18 protein-coding genes and 1 tRNA gene are annotated in these 16,546 nt (G+C 34.7%); 12 read left to right on the forward strand and 7 right to left on the reverse strand.

Going from position 1 to position 16,546, the window contains the following annotated elements:
• Positions 1-72 precede the first annotated feature (72 nt).
• The 3 genes from LB452_RS10445 (at position 73) to LB452_RS10455 (ending at position 2,040) form a co-directional block, all read left to right on the forward strand.
• Positions 73-684, forward strand: a complete 612-nt coding sequence (locus LB452_RS10445) for a WG repeat-containing protein (protein WP_224461687.1) — start codon at positions 73-75, stop codon at positions 682-684.
• Between the two features lie 183 nt (positions 685-867).
• Positions 868-1,068 carry a hypothetical protein gene (locus tag LB452_RS10450; RefSeq protein ID WP_224461688.1) on the forward strand — a complete coding sequence of 67 codons (201 nt, stop codon included), beginning with the start codon at positions 868-870 and terminating at the stop codon, positions 1,066-1,068.
• A gap of 135 nt (positions 1,069-1,203) precedes the next feature.
• A complete protein-coding gene (locus LB452_RS10455; protein WP_224461689.1) occupies positions 1,204-2,040 on the forward strand; it encodes a universal stress protein in 837 nt (278 codons plus the stop codon).
• 303 nt (positions 2,041-2,343) lie between these two features.
• Here LB452_RS10455 and LB452_RS10460 read toward each other — a convergent pair.
• Positions 2,344-2,417 (reverse strand) — tRNA-Met (locus tag LB452_RS10460).
• A 127-nt stretch (positions 2,418-2,544) separates the two neighbouring features.
• Between LB452_RS10460 and LB452_RS10465 the strand changes: the two genes are divergently transcribed.
• Both LB452_RS10465 and LB452_RS10470 read left to right on the forward strand, forming a co-directional pair.
• The gene (locus tag LB452_RS10465; RefSeq protein ID WP_224461690.1) at positions 2,545-2,937 is read left to right on the forward strand and encodes an START-like domain-containing protein; all 393 of its coding nucleotides are present in this window, start codon (positions 2,545-2,547) and stop codon (positions 2,935-2,937) included.
• A 12-nt stretch (positions 2,938-2,949) separates the two neighbouring features.
• Complete coding sequence (locus tag LB452_RS10470; RefSeq protein WP_224461691.1) at positions 2,950-3,804, forward strand: aminotransferase class IV; 855 nt, start codon at positions 2,950-2,952, stop codon at positions 3,802-3,804.
• On the opposite strand, the gene LB452_RS10475 is transcribed toward LB452_RS10470, so the two are convergent.
• From LB452_RS10475 to LB452_RS10495, 5 genes are all read right to left on the reverse strand, one after another.
• Complete coding sequence (locus LB452_RS10475) at positions 3,801-4,364, reverse strand: YqgE/AlgH family protein (RefSeq protein WP_224461692.1); 564 nt, start codon at positions 4,362-4,364, stop codon at positions 3,801-3,803. The genes LB452_RS10470 and LB452_RS10475 overlap by 4 nt on opposite strands.
• 110 nt (positions 4,365-4,474) lie before the next feature.
• A complete protein-coding gene (locus LB452_RS10480; RefSeq protein WP_003438613.1) occupies positions 4,475-4,747 on the reverse strand; it encodes an HU family DNA-binding protein in 273 nt (90 codons plus the stop codon).
• Between the two features lie 165 nt (positions 4,748-4,912).
• Positions 4,913-5,866 carry a methionyl-tRNA formyltransferase gene (fmt, locus tag LB452_RS10485; protein WP_224461693.1) on the reverse strand — a complete coding sequence of 318 codons (954 nt, stop codon included), beginning with the start codon at positions 5,864-5,866 and terminating at the stop codon, positions 4,913-4,915.
• Positions 5,863-7,779 carry a RecQ family ATP-dependent DNA helicase gene (locus tag LB452_RS10490; RefSeq protein ID WP_224461694.1) on the reverse strand — a complete coding sequence of 639 codons (1,917 nt, stop codon included), beginning with the start codon at positions 7,777-7,779 and terminating at the stop codon, positions 5,863-5,865. Before LB452_RS10490 ends, fmt begins: the two co-directional genes overlap by 4 nt.
• The gene (locus tag LB452_RS10495) at positions 7,776-8,327 is read right to left on the reverse strand and encodes an AAA family ATPase (RefSeq protein ID WP_224461695.1); all 552 of its coding nucleotides are present in this window, start codon (positions 8,325-8,327) and stop codon (positions 7,776-7,778) included. The genes LB452_RS10490 and LB452_RS10495 overlap by 4 nt, the downstream gene beginning before the upstream one ends.
• Before the next feature lie 65 nt (positions 8,328-8,392).
• On the opposite strand from LB452_RS10495, the gene LB452_RS10500 reads away from it, so the two are divergent.
• From LB452_RS10500 to murA, 3 genes are read left to right on the forward strand one after another with little or no spacing between them, the layout of a single operon-like run.
• Positions 8,393-8,689: a DUF493 family protein gene (locus LB452_RS10500; protein WP_224454313.1), complete on the forward strand. Its 297-nt coding sequence runs from the start codon at positions 8,393-8,395 to the stop codon at positions 8,687-8,689.
• A gap of 53 nt (positions 8,690-8,742) precedes the next feature.
• Positions 8,743-9,387: a DUF4290 domain-containing protein gene (locus tag LB452_RS10505; protein ID WP_224461696.1), complete on the forward strand. Its 645-nt coding sequence runs from the start codon at positions 8,743-8,745 to the stop codon at positions 9,385-9,387.
• Complete coding sequence (gene murA / locus LB452_RS10510; protein ID WP_224461697.1) at positions 9,388-10,701, forward strand: UDP-N-acetylglucosamine 1-carboxyvinyltransferase; 1,314 nt, start codon at positions 9,388-9,390, stop codon at positions 10,699-10,701.
• 39 nt (positions 10,702-10,740) lie between these two features.
• Here the strand turns inward: murA and LB452_RS10515 are convergent, their stop codons facing one another.
• Positions 10,741-11,307 carry a class I SAM-dependent methyltransferase gene (locus LB452_RS10515; RefSeq protein WP_224461698.1) on the reverse strand — a complete coding sequence of 189 codons (567 nt, stop codon included), beginning with the start codon at positions 11,305-11,307 and terminating at the stop codon, positions 10,741-10,743.
• 80 nt (positions 11,308-11,387) lie between these two features.
• Between LB452_RS10515 and LB452_RS10520 the strand changes: the two genes are divergently transcribed.
• From LB452_RS10520 to LB452_RS10535, 4 genes are all read left to right on the forward strand, one after another.
• A complete protein-coding gene (locus LB452_RS10520; RefSeq protein WP_224461699.1) occupies positions 11,388-12,713 on the forward strand; it encodes a DUF2254 domain-containing protein in 1,326 nt (441 codons plus the stop codon).
• 248 nt (positions 12,714-12,961) lie between these two features.
• A complete protein-coding gene (locus tag LB452_RS10525) occupies positions 12,962-13,414 on the forward strand; it encodes a LexA family protein (protein WP_224461700.1) in 453 nt (150 codons plus the stop codon).
• Entirely contained in the window at positions 13,414-14,718 is a 1,305-nt protein-coding gene (locus LB452_RS10530; RefSeq protein ID WP_224461701.1) for a Y-family DNA polymerase, read from the forward strand. Before LB452_RS10525 ends, LB452_RS10530 begins: the two co-directional genes overlap by 1 nt.
• 155 nt (positions 14,719-14,873) lie before the next feature.
• Positions 14,874-15,854, forward strand: a complete 981-nt coding sequence (locus LB452_RS10535; protein ID WP_224461702.1) for a lipoate--protein ligase — start codon at positions 14,874-14,876, stop codon at positions 15,852-15,854.
• Positions 15,855-16,546: the final 692 nt, after the last annotated feature.

Here is a 16,546-nt window from a genome sequence, read left to right on the forward strand (position 1 = left end):
CATGATTAATATCATTTAAAATAGCTAAAGTGATCATTATATTTAAGGTATTAATCTTTAAATATTTTAATCATGAAAAATTTTAAATGGATAATTTGTATTGTTATGTTACTTCCTTTTCTAGTTCTATCTCAAACACTAGAGAATTTAGATTTTGTATCTCCATTTCATGAAGATTTGGCCGCAGTTAAAAAAAATGATCAATGGGCATTCATCGACAGAAACGGAGATGTTGTGATAGATTTTAGACCTGACCTTGTTAGTACAAGAACTGATAGTGGTTCTTATCCATTATTCAGTAACGGAAGGTGTTTAATAGAATCCAAAAAAGATGGTATTTCTTATTTTGGTTATATCGATGTCTCTGGAAATAAAGCCATTGAACCTCAATTTCTAAACGCAAAGAATTTTCTTAATGGAAAAGCAATTGTTCTTCAATTGATAAAAGAATCAGCAGGAGTAAATACAGCTTTAGGTAAAAATGTAGTTTATTACAAGTACTTTGAAGTTATAATCAATACAGATGGAACTTTGGAGGCTTATTTATCAAAAGATCCACAAAATGTGGTTTTGGATAAATCTTATTTAAGAAATCCACCTGAAATTTCCTTCACACATTTTTCTGAATCTTTATATGTCAAGAAGGATAAATCTAACAAAACAACTTTGGTTAAAATAGATTGATCATGTTTAGAACTTAACTTCTAAAGTTAGTTTTTTTGCGTTAATTTATCATTTGCTGAACAAATCGACGATGATTTTCTGAGAACTCTTTATCGGTTGATCTGTCTTTTAGGATTATCGTATACTTTTAACTTTTGTTGTGAACTATTCCTTTCTTTTAATTTTACTTTTAATAAAAAAATTATGGAATCAAATAGAGATAAAAAAGATATTAAACCTTGGGAAGATGCAAGTAAAAGCGAAGAGCAAGTTCATTTAGCTGATATGCACGGCGATGGTGTACATTTTAATAGAGAGCTCCAAGCTAAGGCTAAACGCAACAGACAAATCGCTAAAGAAAAGGCAGAAAAAGCTCAAAAAAAGAAAAATAACCTGAAAGGTTAAATTAAATGTGTATTACTTGAAACATTCAAACTCTGCAAATGCAGGGTTTTTTTGTACTTCTAAATCAAATAATCTGACGAACGTCAGTTTTTTCTATTTGACTTTTCCTTAATTTTAGATGATAACAAATTTATTATGAAAAATATTCTAGCTCTTACCGACTTTTCTCCTAGTTCTATCAATGCTATCAAATATGCATTAAAGCTTTTTGAAGGTGATTTCTTAAGCTTCTATATTCTTCATTGTAAGGTTCCAGATTCAACATACTCTACAGCCGAAGTGATAGCCTCAGGTAATGTAAGTTTCCATGATTCTTTATTGAAAGAAGCTAAAGATAATTTAGATGTTTTAATATCTGATCTCAAACAAGACTTAAGTATTGATTCTGTTTCATTTCATCCCATCGTTGCTTATGATAGTTTGATTGATGCAGCCGAAAATGTTGTAAAATCAAATAACATTGAATTATCTGTTATGGGGGCTAATGGTGTTACTAATGCAAAAGAAATTGTTTTTGGAAGTAACACTGTAAAAATGATAAGACATATTACTCATCCTATTCTTGCAGTCCCATTGGATTTTAAGTTTCGTCAACTTAAAAACATAGTCTTACCCTTACATGACTTTGATAAATTAAGTGATCAGTCCTTCGAAGGCATAGTGAGTTTTATTAAGCAATATGGTAAAATGATAAACGTGTTAAGAATTTGTCCAGATCAAGCGGTTCCCCTGGAAGCACAAAACGATTCGGAAGTTTTAAATACTATACTCAGCCCTGTAAAGTTTCATTATCATACGGTCCAAAATATACCCCTAAATTATGTTGTGGATTGTTTTATACAAACTCACGACATAGATCTGATTATCCTATTAGTAAAGCCTGAAAGTTTTTTTGAGCGCTTTTTTAAAGACTCATCAATCCAAAAAATTGCTAATTATTTAAAAGTTCCATTGCTAGTTTTTCCTAATTGATGACTTTTTCAAGAGTTTAAGTAATTTTAATTGAATTCTAGTTCAATGTGAATACCTCGAGAGAACAATAAAAACTATTTAAGGCAGAGTTACACAAGTTTTACAAGGAAGCTGTAGTACTTATTAGACCTTCATCATAATTTATTTTTTAAAAACTTTATAAAATTCCATGGAAAATCAACTTGATGACTAAGTAAATCCTTCAGTTCGAAGTATTCGGTTTAGGGGAGTATTAATGTAACATTTGTAAAAACAAAAAACCAAATTGTATGATACAATTTGGTTTTGAATAAATTTAAAAAGTAGCGTGGACGAGAGTTGAACTCGTGACCTCCGGGTTATGAATCCGACGCTCTAACCAACTGAGCTACCACGCCGTTTAAAGGTTTGCAAAGATAATATTATCTTTTGCTTTCACAAATTAGTTTCGATAATTATTTCAACTAAAGTTTTTATACTTCAATCAATTATCCATATATTGCTTTCAATCTAAATTTGAAAATAATGAGTGATAAAGTTAAATACGAATTGGAATTCCCTATACAGGTTTCACCATCCTTACTTTACCAATATATTTCTACTCCTTCCGGTTTGAGCGAATGGTTTGCTGATAATGTAAATTCAAGAGGCGAACTATTTGCATTTATGTGGGAAGGAAGTGAAGAACAGGCAAAATTATTATCCAAAAAAGCGGATGAGCGCATGAAATTGAGATGGACTGCAGATGATGAAGACGGTCTAAATTATTATTTCGAGATGAAAATTCAGGTTGATGAAATCACTAAAGATGTCTCCCTTATGATTACTGATTTCGCTGAAGAAGACGAAATTGATGAAGGTAAAATGCTTTGGGAAAACATGGTTTCGGATTTGAAACAAATTCTTGGATCCTCGTAAATAGTAAATATTATGAACGTTTTTGTCAATGGAGAGATTCAGTCAATTGAAAACTCAAAATTAAGTCTCAACAATCGAGGATATAATTATGGTGACGGACTTTTTGAAACTTTAAGAGTCATCAACTCCAAGATAATGTTTTGGGAAGCTCATTATTTTAGATTAATGTCTTCAATGAGAATTCTAAGAATGAAAATTCCAATGAATTTTTCTCCTGAATATTTAGAAGAAAAAATAGTAGAACTGATCAAAGCTAATCATTTAGAAAAAGCTTCAGTCCGTGTAAAAATTAATATCCATAGAAATGAAGGTGGTTATTATACTCCGGAAGACAGTTCAGTAGGGTACATTATCTCAACTAAAGCTTTAGAAAATGCATTTTTCACTCTTGATGATAAAGATTACGAAGTAGAATTATTCAAGGATCATTATGTTCTGTCAGGAATGCTTTCTACCATTAAGTCAAATAACAAACTCGTAAATATTCTTGCTGGCATTTATGCCAAGGAAAACGACTTCGATAATTGTTTTCTTATTAACGAAAATAAGTCTGTTTTAGAAGTTACTAACGGTAACATATTTGTAAGGAAGGGAGAAGTAGTAAAAACAGCGCCCTTATCCGACGGTTGTCTCAATGGAATCATTAGAAAACAGGTCATTGAAATCCTTGAAAAATCTGAAGATTATACTTTAAAAGAAGAATCGATTTCTCCTTTTGAATTACAGAAAGCAGATGAAATATTTATTACAAATGCTATTCAAGGTGTTCAGCCCATTACCAAATACCGGAAAAAATCATATACCAGCGAATTAGCTAAAAATCTAATTGGTAAACTCAACGCTAAAGCCAGGTTGATCGAAGCCTAGTTATAGTTTGGGTTATCCGGAGCATTTGACCATAAAAGGTATTCACCTCCAAGTTTTTTCATTTTTTCTTGCCAATATTGCCCATCTTTAAGAGAGTTCAGTATATCAGTAGCTTTGGTACTAGAATCTATGATCCAGGTATTTAGGTTGATTTCAGATTCTAGCTGTGGTGTGTCCCAACCAGAATAGCCCAGAAAAAACTTGATGTTATCAGGTGTAATTTGCTTGTTATTAATGAGGTTTACTATTGTATCAAAAGATCCACCCCAGTAAATGCCATCCTTAATTTCAACACTGTCAGTGATTAAATGTGGAACGTCGTGGATAAAGTAAAGATTTTCCTGTTCTACTGGACCACCGTTGAATATTTTGAAATTTTCATCAATTTCAGGAATCAGTTCTTCAAGATTAAAATCTAAAGGCTTGTTAATTATAAAACCAACAGCACCCTCGTGATCCATGTGAGCTAATAAAATGACTGAACGATTAAATGTTAAATCTCCAATTGTAGATGGTTCTGATACTAATACATCTCCTCGATGAGGTTGAAGTTTTTCCATAGTAAGTAATTTGATTTAACAATTTAACTAAATTTATTAAAAAAGTTAATAAAAAAAGACCTTTTTTCATAAAAGGTCTTTAAAATCTAAATAAATGTAAGTTTTTTAGCTTAGTTTACTGCTTTTTGCAAATCAGATCCAGCTTTAAATTTAACTACATTTTTAGCAGCGATTTTGATAGTTTTTCCAGTTTGTGGATTTCTACCTTCACGCGCAGCTCTTTTAGATACAGACCAAGATCCAAATCCAACTAAAGAGACACGATCTCCTTTTTTAAGAGCTCCTTCAACGTTTTCTAGAAAAGACTCAAGAGCTTTTTTGGCTTCTGCTTTTGTAACACCAGCATCTTCTGCCATGGCATCGATTAAATTCGTTTTGTTCATAATGTAAAATTTAAATTTTGTTGATTAAACATTTTATTAACACATTACAAATTTATATGGAAAATATTACTGTGCAAGAAAATAGGCATAAAATCCTTGTAGAATAAGCAAAAATCAGGCTTTTGAGCTCTTAGAACTTAATTTTTAAAGATGAGTTCACTTTTTTCAAACAAAATTGTATTCATTTTCCCAGCCCATGCCATTAACCAATGCTTGTGCCGACATTCTTTTCTTACCAGGAAATTGCAACTCTTTTATTAAGATATGCCCATCCTTCACGGCAACACAAATGCTTTTGTTTTCCTTATCGTAAATTGAACTCCCAATTTTTTTTGAGTGATGATCAAACATTGCTTCAACTTTGAAAATTTTTATTTTCAATGTCTCACCATTCATTTCTAACTCAGTCCAGGCTGTTGGGAATGGGGTAAGACCTTTTACAAAATTTACGATATCTTTAGCGGATTGTTTCCAATCTATTTTAGTGTTAGCTTTAGTAAGTTTTGGAGCAGGCTTGAAGGATTTTTCGTGTGATTGAGGAACAGCTTCAGTTTTGCCACTCTGAATGGTTTGAACTGTCTCAAGCACCAATTCAGCTCCAAGTGACATAAGCTTGTCGTGGAGGCTTTCAACGTCATCATTGGCTTCAATTGGAATACGCTTGGAGTCGATAATCTTCCCAGTATCTATTTCTTCATCAATAAAGAATGTTGTAACTCCAGTTTCCTTTTCACCATTGATAATTGCCCAGTTTATCGGTGCTGCACCGCGATACTGTGGTAATAGAGAGGCATGTAGATTAAATGTACCAAATTCAGGATAATCCCAAACTATTTTGGGTAACATTCTGAATGCTACTACAATGATCAGGTTGGGATCAAGCCGCTTTAAATCAGCTTGGAATTCTTCAGATTTCAAATTTGTGGGTTGCAGAACTTCAATACTCTGCTTTTCAGCAAAAAGCTTTACAGCAGACGAATGAAGTTTTTTCCCTCTTCCAGCAGGTTTGTCTGGAGCTGTTGTTACCCCTACGATGTTTGCATCAGACTTGACCAAGTGGTCCAAAATCCCAACCGCAAAATCGGGAGTTCCCATAAAAAGTATTCTTAATGTATTCATAGAATTATCGTGTAAGTGTTTTTGGTAGTGAGTTTTATTTTATTTTTTTCCAGTAGAAATTGCAATGTTGTAAGCACTGCATGCTTTGGATAATAGCTTTCTTGAATGATTTCTTTTGAATTTAACTCTGTCTGATCTAAAAGCTTCAAGATTTGGGTTTCAATTTTTTTGTAATATTTAGGATCGGGTTCTTTTGTGTCGTTCATTTTATCGTTCAGGCAATTACTGCACTTTCCGCATGGACTGAAATCGTTTTCGCCAAAATAATTTAGTATAAAACTTTGTAAACATTGTGAGTTTGCCTCGATATAATTTAAAACAGCTTTTGCCTTTTGAAGTTTATTTTCCTGATATTGAACCACGTATTTTCTCAAAGGATTTAAGGTGTATTTATCCTCCCGGGGGGCAATCAATGTAATGCTAAGATCTTGTTTGATGAATTCTGCCTCGAGTAAACCATGTTTTTCCAGAGCTTCCAGTTGCGAGTAAATTTCTTTATCACTAAAACCGGTTTTCTTTTTCAGAAGATGAGTATTAATAGTCAATTCCTGTTCAAATATACCTCCGTAAGTTCTTAATAATGTTCTTACAAGTAGAGCAAATTGGGTGTTGTTATCTATGAATCGAATAAGTCGTTCACTAGATATTAGAAATTTTAATTTGGTTTTTTTTTGAAAAGACTTATCTAAACTTAAAACGCTCAACCTGTCCAAAAGATTTAAGGTATTGTATGTCAGTATGGTATGAAGCTTATAGCGAAAACAAAAATCATGAAAATTGAAATCGAAGCTTTTATTTTCGCCCTCACCATAAGCCACCCTGAAATAACTCATGATCGCTTTATATACCACCTGAACAGCTTCAAATGTTGGAATAGTCTTTACAAACTGATTATTTAGTCGTTGCTTATCACTTTCATTGTACAAAATGATTGCTTTAGAAGGCATTCCATCTCTTCCAGCTCTTCCGGCTTCCTGGTAATAGCTTTCCATGCTTTCTGGTAGATGATAATGAACAACTTGCCTTACATTGGCTTTATCTATGCCCATTCCAAAGGCATTTGTAGCAATCATGACGTGGTGATCTTCAGCTAGCCAGGATGCTAGACGATTCTGTTTTTCGGTTTGAGAAATCCCTCCATGAAAAAAAGTGGACTTTAACCCTTTCTTGTTTAGAAAATCAGATAATTCTATACAAGCTGACCTGTTTCGGACGTATACAATAGTACTTGGATCAGAATTTCGTAATTCAGCATACAGATCATTCATTTTGTCATTAGAAAACTCATTCAGAAAAGAAATGTTAGCCCTTTGAAAACTTTCTTCAACAATTATGGGTTGATCTAGTTCTAGCTCTTCTGTAATATCTTTTTTAACCTGAATTGTTGCTGTGGCTGTGAGTGCTATGACTGGAACTCTAGGGTGTAAATCTCTTAAAATTTGAATTTGACTGTAAGCTGGTCTAAAGTCATGTCCCCATTGGGAAATACAATGTGCCTCATCCACAGCTATAAAGTTGACATTCATCTTTTTTATACGCTGCTGAACAAGGTCCTGCTGAAGACGTTCGGGAGATAAGTATAGAAATTTATAATTCCCATAGACGCAGTTGTCAAGTTTTTGATCTACTTCTCTATAAGGCATGCCACTTCTCAGAAACTGAGCTTTGATTCCTCTAGATTTGAGATTTTCTACCTGATCCTGCATGAGCGCAATTAAAGGTGATATTACAATGCAAATCCCATCTTCTGAAAGCGCAGGAACCTGAAAACAAATGGATTTGCCTCCACCAGTTGGTAAAAACACACAGGTATCTTTTCCTTTAAGTGCCGATTCAATGGCAAGTAATTGTGAAGGTTTAAAACTTTCATATCCCCAGTAGGTTTTTAATATGTCTAGGGGAGAATTTTTCATCTTGATTTTATAGTATTCAGTATAAATTCAATTCTATCATGAATTCTAAACTTTGGTACTTCTATAAGTTTATAATCGAGGTCTTCATAGGTTTTTATTAAAGCATCCTGAAGGTTCCTTGCTAGTTCAAGGTCTTCAAAACGTTCGTTATCTTGAGTATAAATCTCATTCCAAACCGGAAATAAAAACACATGATCATATCTATAATTTTTATTAGCCTTTACAAATTCGTTTGGGTAATCTTCATTGAAATGATCCATATAAGCAGTGATGTCTGGAATACCTCTATCGATAAAAACTTGCTGAGTGTAGAGAATCTCAGCTTTTTCAAATTGTTTTATCCTGCCCTTTAAAAGCATTTCGCTAAATTTTAAAGGCTCATCCAGAAAGAGGTGTTCAATACCAAGCTGTCTTGCTTCCAAAGTGACTTCTCTGGATACTTCAGGAAAACACCAATATCCCCTGTCAGACAGAGCCTCAAGAACGGTTGATTTTCCAGTGCTTGGACCACCAATGAGTAAATTTTTAACGGGTTTTAATTTGGTCATAGATTAACGCGACTAGAATTTATAAAAATAGGTAATAACAGTATATTTGCATAAAACAATTGAGCATGAAGTCCGATAAATCTTCTGATGAATTTTATAAAACGCTGCGCAAAAGACTCAAAAAAACGAGCGATTGGCCAGCGCCATATCTCTATAAATTTATTGTTCCCTCATCAGATCAAAAAAATTTAGATCAGCTTATAGCTATATTTGATAATCTTGGAGCTGTTATTTCAACTAAAAAATCTTCAAAAGGCAAATATACCAGCGTTTCTATAAATGTCACCCTCAAATCACCAGATATTGTCATAGAAAAGTATAAACAAGTCGGTGAAGAAATCGAGAATGTAATTTCTTTATAACCAGTGTAAAATTAATTCCTTATTTTGCAATCCTTACAAAAAAACAAAGACCATTGATAACTTACCTTGAGTATAATTCTGAAAGAAACGAATTAAAGATCCCAGAATACGGAAGACACATCCAAAAAATGGTAGAATATGCCAAAACTATTGAGGATGATGAAAAACGAAACAATACAGCTAAAGGTATTGTTGATGTGATGGGAAATATGAACCCACACTTAAGAGATGTCCCGGATTTTCAACATAAATTATGGGATCAGCTTTTTATCATCAGCAATTTTGAATTAGATGTAGATTCGCCTTTTCCAAAACCATCCCGTGAAGAGTTATACGCCAGACCAGAACCATTGCCTTATCCACAAAACTTTCCTAAGTATAGATTTTACGGCAATAATATCAAGCGAATGATAGATGAAGCTATCAAAATCGAAGATGGAGAGCTAAAAGATGGATTGATGTTTAACATCGCCAATCACATGAAAAAATGTTACTTAAATTGGAATAAAGATTCGGTTTCAGATAAGATTATTTTTGATCATCTTAGAGACTTGAGCGATGGAAAACTTGATTTAAAAGCTGATACTGAAGAATTGAGCGACGCCAATGCACTTATTCGTCAAGCGAATAAGCGTTCAAAACCACAATCTAAAAACTTCAAGAAAAACAATAATCGTAACCGCAAACGAAAATACTAAATGGCAACTTTCCAAATAGAAGGAGGTCACCAGTTAAAGGGTGAAATCCAACCTCAGGGAGCTAAAAACGAAGCTTTACAAATTCTTTGTGCTGTTTTGCTATCTCCTGAAGAAATTAAGATTCAAAATGTCCCAGATATACGGGATGTCAATAAATTAATTGAGATTTTAGGAAATCTCGGAGTTAAGATTCAAAAACTTGGAAGGGGTAGTTTCTCATTTAAGTCTGATGAATTAAATCTGGATTATCTGGAAAGTCAGAAGTTTAAAGAGGAGGGAAGTAGTCTTCGAGGTTCTATTATGATTGTAGGTCCACTTTTGGGTCGTTTTGGTAAAGGCTATATCCCTAGACCCGGTGGCGATAAAATTGGAAGAAGACGTTTAGATACACATTTTGGAGGGTTTATAAAATTGGGTGCAAAATTCAGATACAATAAAGAAGAACGTTTCTATGGCGTAGAAGCGCCAAAAGGTTTAAAAGGCGCAGACATGCTTCTTGAAGAAGCATCAGTAACTGGTACTGCCAACATTTTGATGGCTGCTGTTCTTGCAGAAGGAACTACAACAATTTATAATGCAGCTTGCGAACCTTATATCCAGCAATTGTCGAAAATGCTGGTGTCTATGGGTGCTCAAATTGAAGGCATAGGTTCGAACTTATTGAAAATAAAAGGTGTAGAAGCATTGTCTGGATGCACTCATGGAGTACTGCCAGATATGGTTGAAATTGGATCATGGATAGGAATGGCAGCCATGACCAAAAGCGAAATCACAATCAAGAATGTAAGTTGGGAAAATCTTGGAATTATCCCGGTAACGTTCAGAAAACTTGGAATTCAGCTAGAAAAGAGAGGTGATGATATTTACATTCCCGCTCATACTAATGGATACGAAGTCGCTACGTTTATTGATGGATCGATTATGAACATCAGCGATGCACCCTGGCCAGGATTCACTCCAGATTTATTGAGTATCATTTTGGTAGTAGCAACACAAGCTAGAGGAAGTGTTTTGATTCATCAAAAAATGTTTGAAAGCAGATTATTCTTCGTGGACAAACTTATTGATATGGGTGCTAAAATCATTCTTTGTGACCCACACAGGGCTACTGTCATTGGTCATGATTTTGAATCTCAACTAAAAGCGACAACGATGACTAGTCCAGACATCAGAGCTGGTATCTCCTTGTTGATCGCAGCACTTTCAGCAAAAGGAACGTCTACCATACATAATATCGAACAGATCGATCGTGGGTATGAAGACATTGACGGTCGATTGAAAGCTATTGGAGCTAAAATAAACCGTTACGATTAAAATTATCGACTTAATATAGTCCACGGTTTAAGCCGTAAACTATATTTTCTCCAGATGATACATGACCTGAGTAAAAATCGCCAGAACTTTAGTTCTGGTCTTTTTTTTGACTACTAAACAGTGTTCTTGAAATAAAGCTTCCCACTCGGCTTCGGGCTTGTTGGAATGAGGATGACCTTTGAATTCCATATTGACCAAGGAATCCATGAACCAGGTCAACCGTTTCATGAGCCATGTAGAATACACATCTTCCAAAATGATGATTTTCCGGTTTGAGACCCGAACAGCTTCTGCAAACACCTGCTCAGGATTTGGACAATGGTGCAAAACAGTGATGAGCATCGATGTATCAAAAGAATGATCATCAAATGGTAATTTTTGCCCGTCATAGATGACTGGGGTAATATGTTGATGGATTGTTTTATCGACGACATCTACACTGGTAACATCAAAGTCTTTATTTTTTAGATAGTTGGCTAAACCGCCACTACCAGTCCCAATATCAAGGATAGTCTTGCTGTGGTTCAAAAAATCTCCTATTAATTTCGCTTTCGATGCATTTCTTCTATTATCTTTAAGGTAAGTTATAGTATTGTAAACAGACATTCTATATTTTTTTATGCAATCTATAAATCCGTTGTTATAAACGCAGTAAAAAGATTATTTTTAAATTTCAAAATATAATTATGGGGAAAGTTAAGGTAATATGGTATGAACTTACGAACAGTTTCTGGTTTGTCCCTATTCTTATTATTTTGTTTTCAATAGCACTGGCTTCTTCACTTATTTTGTTGGACAGAAACATAGATTTTGGTTCTGTAGTATATTTGAGGCAGATTCTTACCGAAAGTGCAGATTCTGCCAGAAGTGTACTTTCTACTATTTCCGGAGCTATGATAGGTGTTGCTGGTACAGTGTTTTCCATTACACTGGTAGCTTTAACATTAGCATCTTCCCAATTCGGTTCTCGATTACTGAAAAATTTTATGCATGAGCGAATCAACCAAGTAGTCTTGGGAACTTATATTTCCACCTATGTCTATTGCCTTATAGTATTGAATGTCGTAAAAGACAATGATAATGAAGTTTTTATTCCGACACTTTCAATTCTTGTAGCTATTATAGCCGCGATCGGCAATATAATTCTCCTTATCGTATTTATTCACCATATTTCTATAAGCATCCAAGCAGATAAAGTGGTTTCTGATATTTCCATAGCTCTTATGAAAAATATAGAAAGTATTTTTTCTGAAGAATTGGAAGGAGAAGAGGAGCCCGTGACTCATAGCAAAGATTTAGAGGATTACCTCGAAGACTATCCAGAAGTAAAAACCTTGCTTGCCCCCAAAAGCGGTTATCTTCAGTATTTGCACAACCAGTCGCTTTTTGAAGCAGCCAAAACCAATGCTTATATCATTGTGACCTTGCATAGGATTGGAAGTTATATCGTTAAGGGTGAAGCTATGATTAAGCTTTACTCCAAAACTGAATTTACCAAGGATTCTATGATAGACTTCAAAGATAATTTTGTGATAGGCAACTCTAGAACCCGACAACAGGATGCAGAGCATTCCATTCATCAGATGGTAGAGATTGCCTGTCGTGCCTTGTCACCTGGAATCAACGATCCCTTTACCGCGATTTCCTGTATCGATAATCTCACCTCTACCTTATGCTACCTTACTCGCATTAGATTTCCTTCTAAGTATAAGTTTGATGACGAAGACCAACTCAGGTACGCCCATTTCCCCTTAACCTATCAAGGTATGCTGGATGCGGCTTTTCTACAGATCAGGCAGTTTTCTAAAGGCAGCCCTGCTGTGGTGATCCGGCTTATGGAGGCCATGATCAAGATCCATAATTCCACCACCTATTCCATCCATAAAAAAGCAGTTAAAGAGCATGCTCAAATGATTTTGAAAGTGGCTGAAGATTCCTTTGAAGAAAGTCATGACCTGGAAGATATGCAGAAAAGAAGTAAAATTATTTTAGAAGAATCTAGTGATGAGTAATGATATTAAGTCGTAGTCTACAATTTAAATAGTTAGCCACAATAAATTCTGAAAGTATGCAAAACTGTTTCAGCGGTTTTTAGGTATATTTTTCATAATCCTAGATATAGGTTTACCATTGACTTCTTTCTGATTTTTTTCTTTTTATGAATATTGGTAACAAAATTAAACCTCAATTATACGAATGTTAATTAACTAGGATATATTCCGATAAATAGGAATATATCCTAAATTTGTAGAAAAAGACTATGTTACATTTGGTTCATCAGGCATATCCTGCCTTAGAAATTTATCCTCCAGATTTATCTAGAAGCTTGGATTTACCATTTGTAAATCAAGGTATTAGCGCTGGATTCCCAAGTCCGGCCGATGATTTTCTAGATATCAAAATCGATTTGAATCGTGAATTTATTAAAAATCCCAGCGCCACTTTTTATGCTCGTGTACGCGGGAGCAGCATGATAGGAGCGGGACTTAGCAACGGAGACTTATTGATCATCGATAAGAGTCTGGAGCCTGCACATGAAAAAATAGCCGTGTGCTTTATCGATGGTGAATTTACCGTAAAACGTATTCATAAAGAAAAAGGTAAGGTCTGGCTCATGCCAGAAAATGAAGACTATCCACCCATAGAAGTTAGTGATGATAATGAGTTCATCATTTGGGGAGTCGTGACCACAGTGATCAAAAAAGTCAACTGATGTTTGCCTTAGTCGATTGCAATAATTTTTATGCTTCCTGCGAGCGCGTATTCGATCCCAGTTTGCGAGACAGGCCCGTGGTTATTTTATCTAATAATGATGGTTGTGTGATTGCCAGAAGTAACGAAGCTAAAGCTTTGGGTATCCCTATGGGTGCACCTACTTATAAATTTCAAAAAATTTTTAAGCAACATGACATTCAGGTGTTTTCCTCCAATTATGCCTTATACGGTGACATGAGCGCTCGAGTGATGAATATTTTGGGAACCTTTACGCCAGATGTTGAAATTTATAGTATTGATGAGTCGTTTTTAGAATTTACAGGATTTGAAGATTATGATATGCAGGCCTACTGCGAAAAGATGAAATATGTGGTTGAAAAATCAACGGGAATTCCTATCAGTATTGGGTTAGCGCCTACAAAAGCTTTGAGCAAAATCGCCAATAGAATTGCTAAAAAGTTTTCCGATCGTACCAAAGGTGTCTTTATTATGAAAGATGATGCCGCCAGAATAAAAGCCTTAAAATGGCTGAAAATTGAGGATGTTTGGGGAATTGGTCGTCAGCATGCCTTACGCCTGAAAAAGCATAATATTCACACGGCTTATGACTTTTCTGAACTGCCAGACGAATGGGTAAGAAAACAGATGAGCGTAGTCGGCTTGCGGCTTAAAAAAGAGCTACAAGGTCGCCGAACCCTGGAACTGGAAACACAAGCTAATAAAAAAGCGATTGCAACCACGCGTTCTTTTGACAAGCAGTACAAAGAGTTCGATTATGTGCGTGAGCGCGTGAGTAGCTTCGCCATCAAGTCAGCGGAGAAGTTGCGGAAGCAGGGGAGTTGTTGCCAGATGGTATACGTGTTTTTAAAAACGAATAAGTTTCGCCAAGACTTGCCGCAATACCAAAATAGCATTGTGGTACAAACGGGCTATCCCACCAACTCCAGCATAGATTTGGTGAAATTTGCGGTAGAAGGACTTAAGAAAATATACCATCCTAATTTTTATTATAAAAAAGCAGGCGTGATTGTGATGGGACTTGTTCCTGAAAATGAGCGGCAACTCGCTTTTTTCACTGCGGAAAATCCAAAACACAAACAACTAATGCAAAAAATTGACCGGCTTAATGGTGTTTACGGGACAGGCTTAGTGCGTTTTGGAAGTCAGGATTTGGGCAGAGTTTGGAAAATGCGTCGGGAGCATTTATCCAAACCTTACACAACAAATCTGAATGAGGTGATTGAAGTGAACTGCAAAACTGATGATGAAAAAGAAGAAGCTGAATTGAAAGTGAGTGTTTGAAATAATAAGAATAATTAGCAATCGGATCCTTATAAAAATAGAAAGATGAGAAAGCAAATAAATCCTGATCTTAAGTCAACAGAAGAAAGGATAAGCGAAACAAAATCAAGCCAGCGACGTGAATTTATTTCTTTATTTTTGAAAAAATCAAAAGTATGCTTTGTATAAAACATCAATCTACAGACCCGTATTTTAATATTGCTACAGACGAGTATATTTTCAAACATATTGAAGAAGATTGCTTCATGTTATGGCGTAATGATAATGCTATAATTGTAGGAAAACATCAGAATACGTTAGCAGAAATCAATTATGAGTATGTCAAAGAGAAGGATATAAAAATAGTAAGGCGCCTTTCTGGTGGAGGCGCAGTGTACCACGACTTAGGAAATTTGAATTATAGCTTCACGCGGACGGGTGAAAATTATGAAATGATCGATTTTGAACGTTATACAGAACCTATTATAGAGGTTTTAAAAGAGCTAGGAGTCGATGCAAAATTTGAGGGTCGAAACGATCTGACCATAAATGGGAAGAAATTTTCAGGTAATGCAGAGCATGTCTTCAGAAATAAAGTTTTACATCATGGAACTTTGCTTTTTTCATCAGAAATGAAAGATATAAGCGGGGCGTTAAAGGTAAACCCTCTTAAGTATAAAGACAGAGCAACTAAGTCAATTCCAAATAGAGTGACCAATATAAGTGATCATCTTGAAGAAGATATTACAGTAGATCAATTTACAGACAAAGTAATGGATCACATTACAAGTCGCTTTGAAAATGCTAGACTTTACGAGTTTACTGAAGAGGATATTGAAAATATTCGAAAAATAAGAGATGAAAAATACTCTACTTGGGAGTGGAATTATGGTTATTTTCCAAATTACGACTTCAAGAAAGGAGCAAGAACTGAAGGTGGTACTGTTGAAGTAAATATGAATGTTGCTGAAGGTAAAATCAAAAACCTACGAATTACAGGAGACTTTTTTCACATAAAAGATATTTCGCCAATTGAAAAAGCTTTGGAAAATACAAAGCATGAGGAGAGTGAAATAAGAAAAGTATTAAGTCAGTTTGATTTAAAAAACTACTTTGAAAAAGTAACTGAAAATGATTTGGTTTCGATAATGTTTTAAAAAAGTAATTAAATACTAATCTCTATAAAAGATTATTTATTTGCGGCGCTGAAGTATAAATGTAACCAAAACAAAGATATTAATGCTAAGGTAGAGCCCTCAAATCCTGGTAATAAACACAACGTCTGATTATATCGAGGGGCAGAGCCCTGATATCTTAGTCTAAAAACAGACAAAAGAGGTAGATAATCGCAATCACGATTTAAAACTATCTCAAAAATCACAATTCGAGGCTAAACACAAGTGATATTTAATACGATTCTTGAGACAAGTTGTTTCCCTAATAGAATGTACGGTATCTATAAAAATACCCACCTAAATGACGATAATCGGGCTAGTGCGTCATCCTGTCTGCCGAATACAAGCAGATATTATACCTAAAAAATAAATTACGATAGTATAGTCCAAATTAGTATAAGATGTCATGGCTATGACCCTTTTTAATGATTTTTGACTTAAACATTTGAGAATTATCCCGTCACCTCTGTATTCTTCTAGTAGGAAGTAGCCCTGAAGATGTTGAAGAGGTAGTGCATAAAAGCCTATATGGTAAGGGGGATAAAAAGACATCTACTAACTCCATAAATAAATTGAATAATAAAATCTGTCCTAAAAACTTTTAGAAAAATTTTAAAAGACCAGATGAAGGAATAGGTAAATGTGATTTTTAAGCTTACTGGTATATATCATCA

It is taken from the genome of Psychroflexus longus (assembly GCF_020164595.1).
Taxonomy (GTDB): domain Bacteria; phylum Bacteroidota; class Bacteroidia; order Flavobacteriales; family Flavobacteriaceae; genus Psychroflexus; species Psychroflexus longus.

What these genes read in the sequence shown, in the direction of transcription:
- fmt (WP_224461693.1), bottom strand. Translation starts at nt 5,866, where the DNA reads ATGAATACATTAAGAATACTTTTTATGGGAACTCCCGATTTTGCGGTT.
- LB452_RS10450 (WP_224461688.1), top strand. Translation starts at nt 868, where the DNA reads ATGGAATCAAATAGAGATAAAAAAGATATTAAACCTTGGGAAGATGCA.
- LB452_RS10535 (WP_224461702.1), top strand. Translation starts at nt 14,874, where the DNA reads ATGCTTTGTATAAAACATCAATCTACAGACCCGTATTTTAATATTGCT.
- LB452_RS10465 (WP_224461690.1), top strand. Translation starts at nt 2,545, where the DNA reads ATGAGTGATAAAGTTAAATACGAATTGGAATTCCCTATACAGGTTTCA.
- LB452_RS10490 (WP_224461694.1), bottom strand. Translation starts at nt 7,779, where the DNA reads ATGAAAAATTCTCCCCTAGACATATTAAAAACCTACTGGGGATATGAA.
- LB452_RS10445 (WP_224461687.1), top strand. Translation starts at nt 73, where the DNA reads ATGAAAAATTTTAAATGGATAATTTGTATTGTTATGTTACTTCCTTTT.
- LB452_RS10475 (WP_224461692.1), bottom strand. Translation starts at nt 4,364, where the DNA reads ATGGAAAAACTTCAACCTCATCGAGGAGATGTATTAGTATCAGAACCA.
- LB452_RS10530 (WP_224461701.1), top strand. Translation starts at nt 13,414, where the DNA reads ATGTTTGCCTTAGTCGATTGCAATAATTTTTATGCTTCCTGCGAGCGC.
- LB452_RS10455 (WP_224461689.1), top strand. Translation starts at nt 1,204, where the DNA reads ATGAAAAATATTCTAGCTCTTACCGACTTTTCTCCTAGTTCTATCAAT.
- LB452_RS10520 (WP_224461699.1), top strand. Translation starts at nt 11,388, where the DNA reads ATGGGGAAAGTTAAGGTAATATGGTATGAACTTACGAACAGTTTCTGG.
- LB452_RS10495 (WP_224461695.1), bottom strand. Translation starts at nt 8,327, where the DNA reads ATGACCAAATTAAAACCCGTTAAAAATTTACTCATTGGTGGTCCAAGC.
- LB452_RS10515 (WP_224461698.1), bottom strand. Translation starts at nt 11,307, where the DNA reads ATGTCTGTTTACAATACTATAACTTACCTTAAAGATAATAGAAGAAAT.
- LB452_RS10480 (WP_003438613.1), bottom strand. Translation starts at nt 4,747, where the DNA reads ATGAACAAAACGAATTTAATCGATGCCATGGCAGAAGATGCTGGTGTT.
- LB452_RS10500 (WP_224454313.1), top strand. Translation starts at nt 8,393, where the DNA reads ATGAAGTCCGATAAATCTTCTGATGAATTTTATAAAACGCTGCGCAAA.
- murA (WP_224461697.1), top strand. Translation starts at nt 9,388, where the DNA reads ATGGCAACTTTCCAAATAGAAGGAGGTCACCAGTTAAAGGGTGAAATC.
- LB452_RS10525 (WP_224461700.1), top strand. Translation starts at nt 12,962, where the DNA reads ATGTTACATTTGGTTCATCAGGCATATCCTGCCTTAGAAATTTATCCT.
- LB452_RS10470 (WP_224461691.1), top strand. Translation starts at nt 2,950, where the DNA reads ATGAACGTTTTTGTCAATGGAGAGATTCAGTCAATTGAAAACTCAAAA.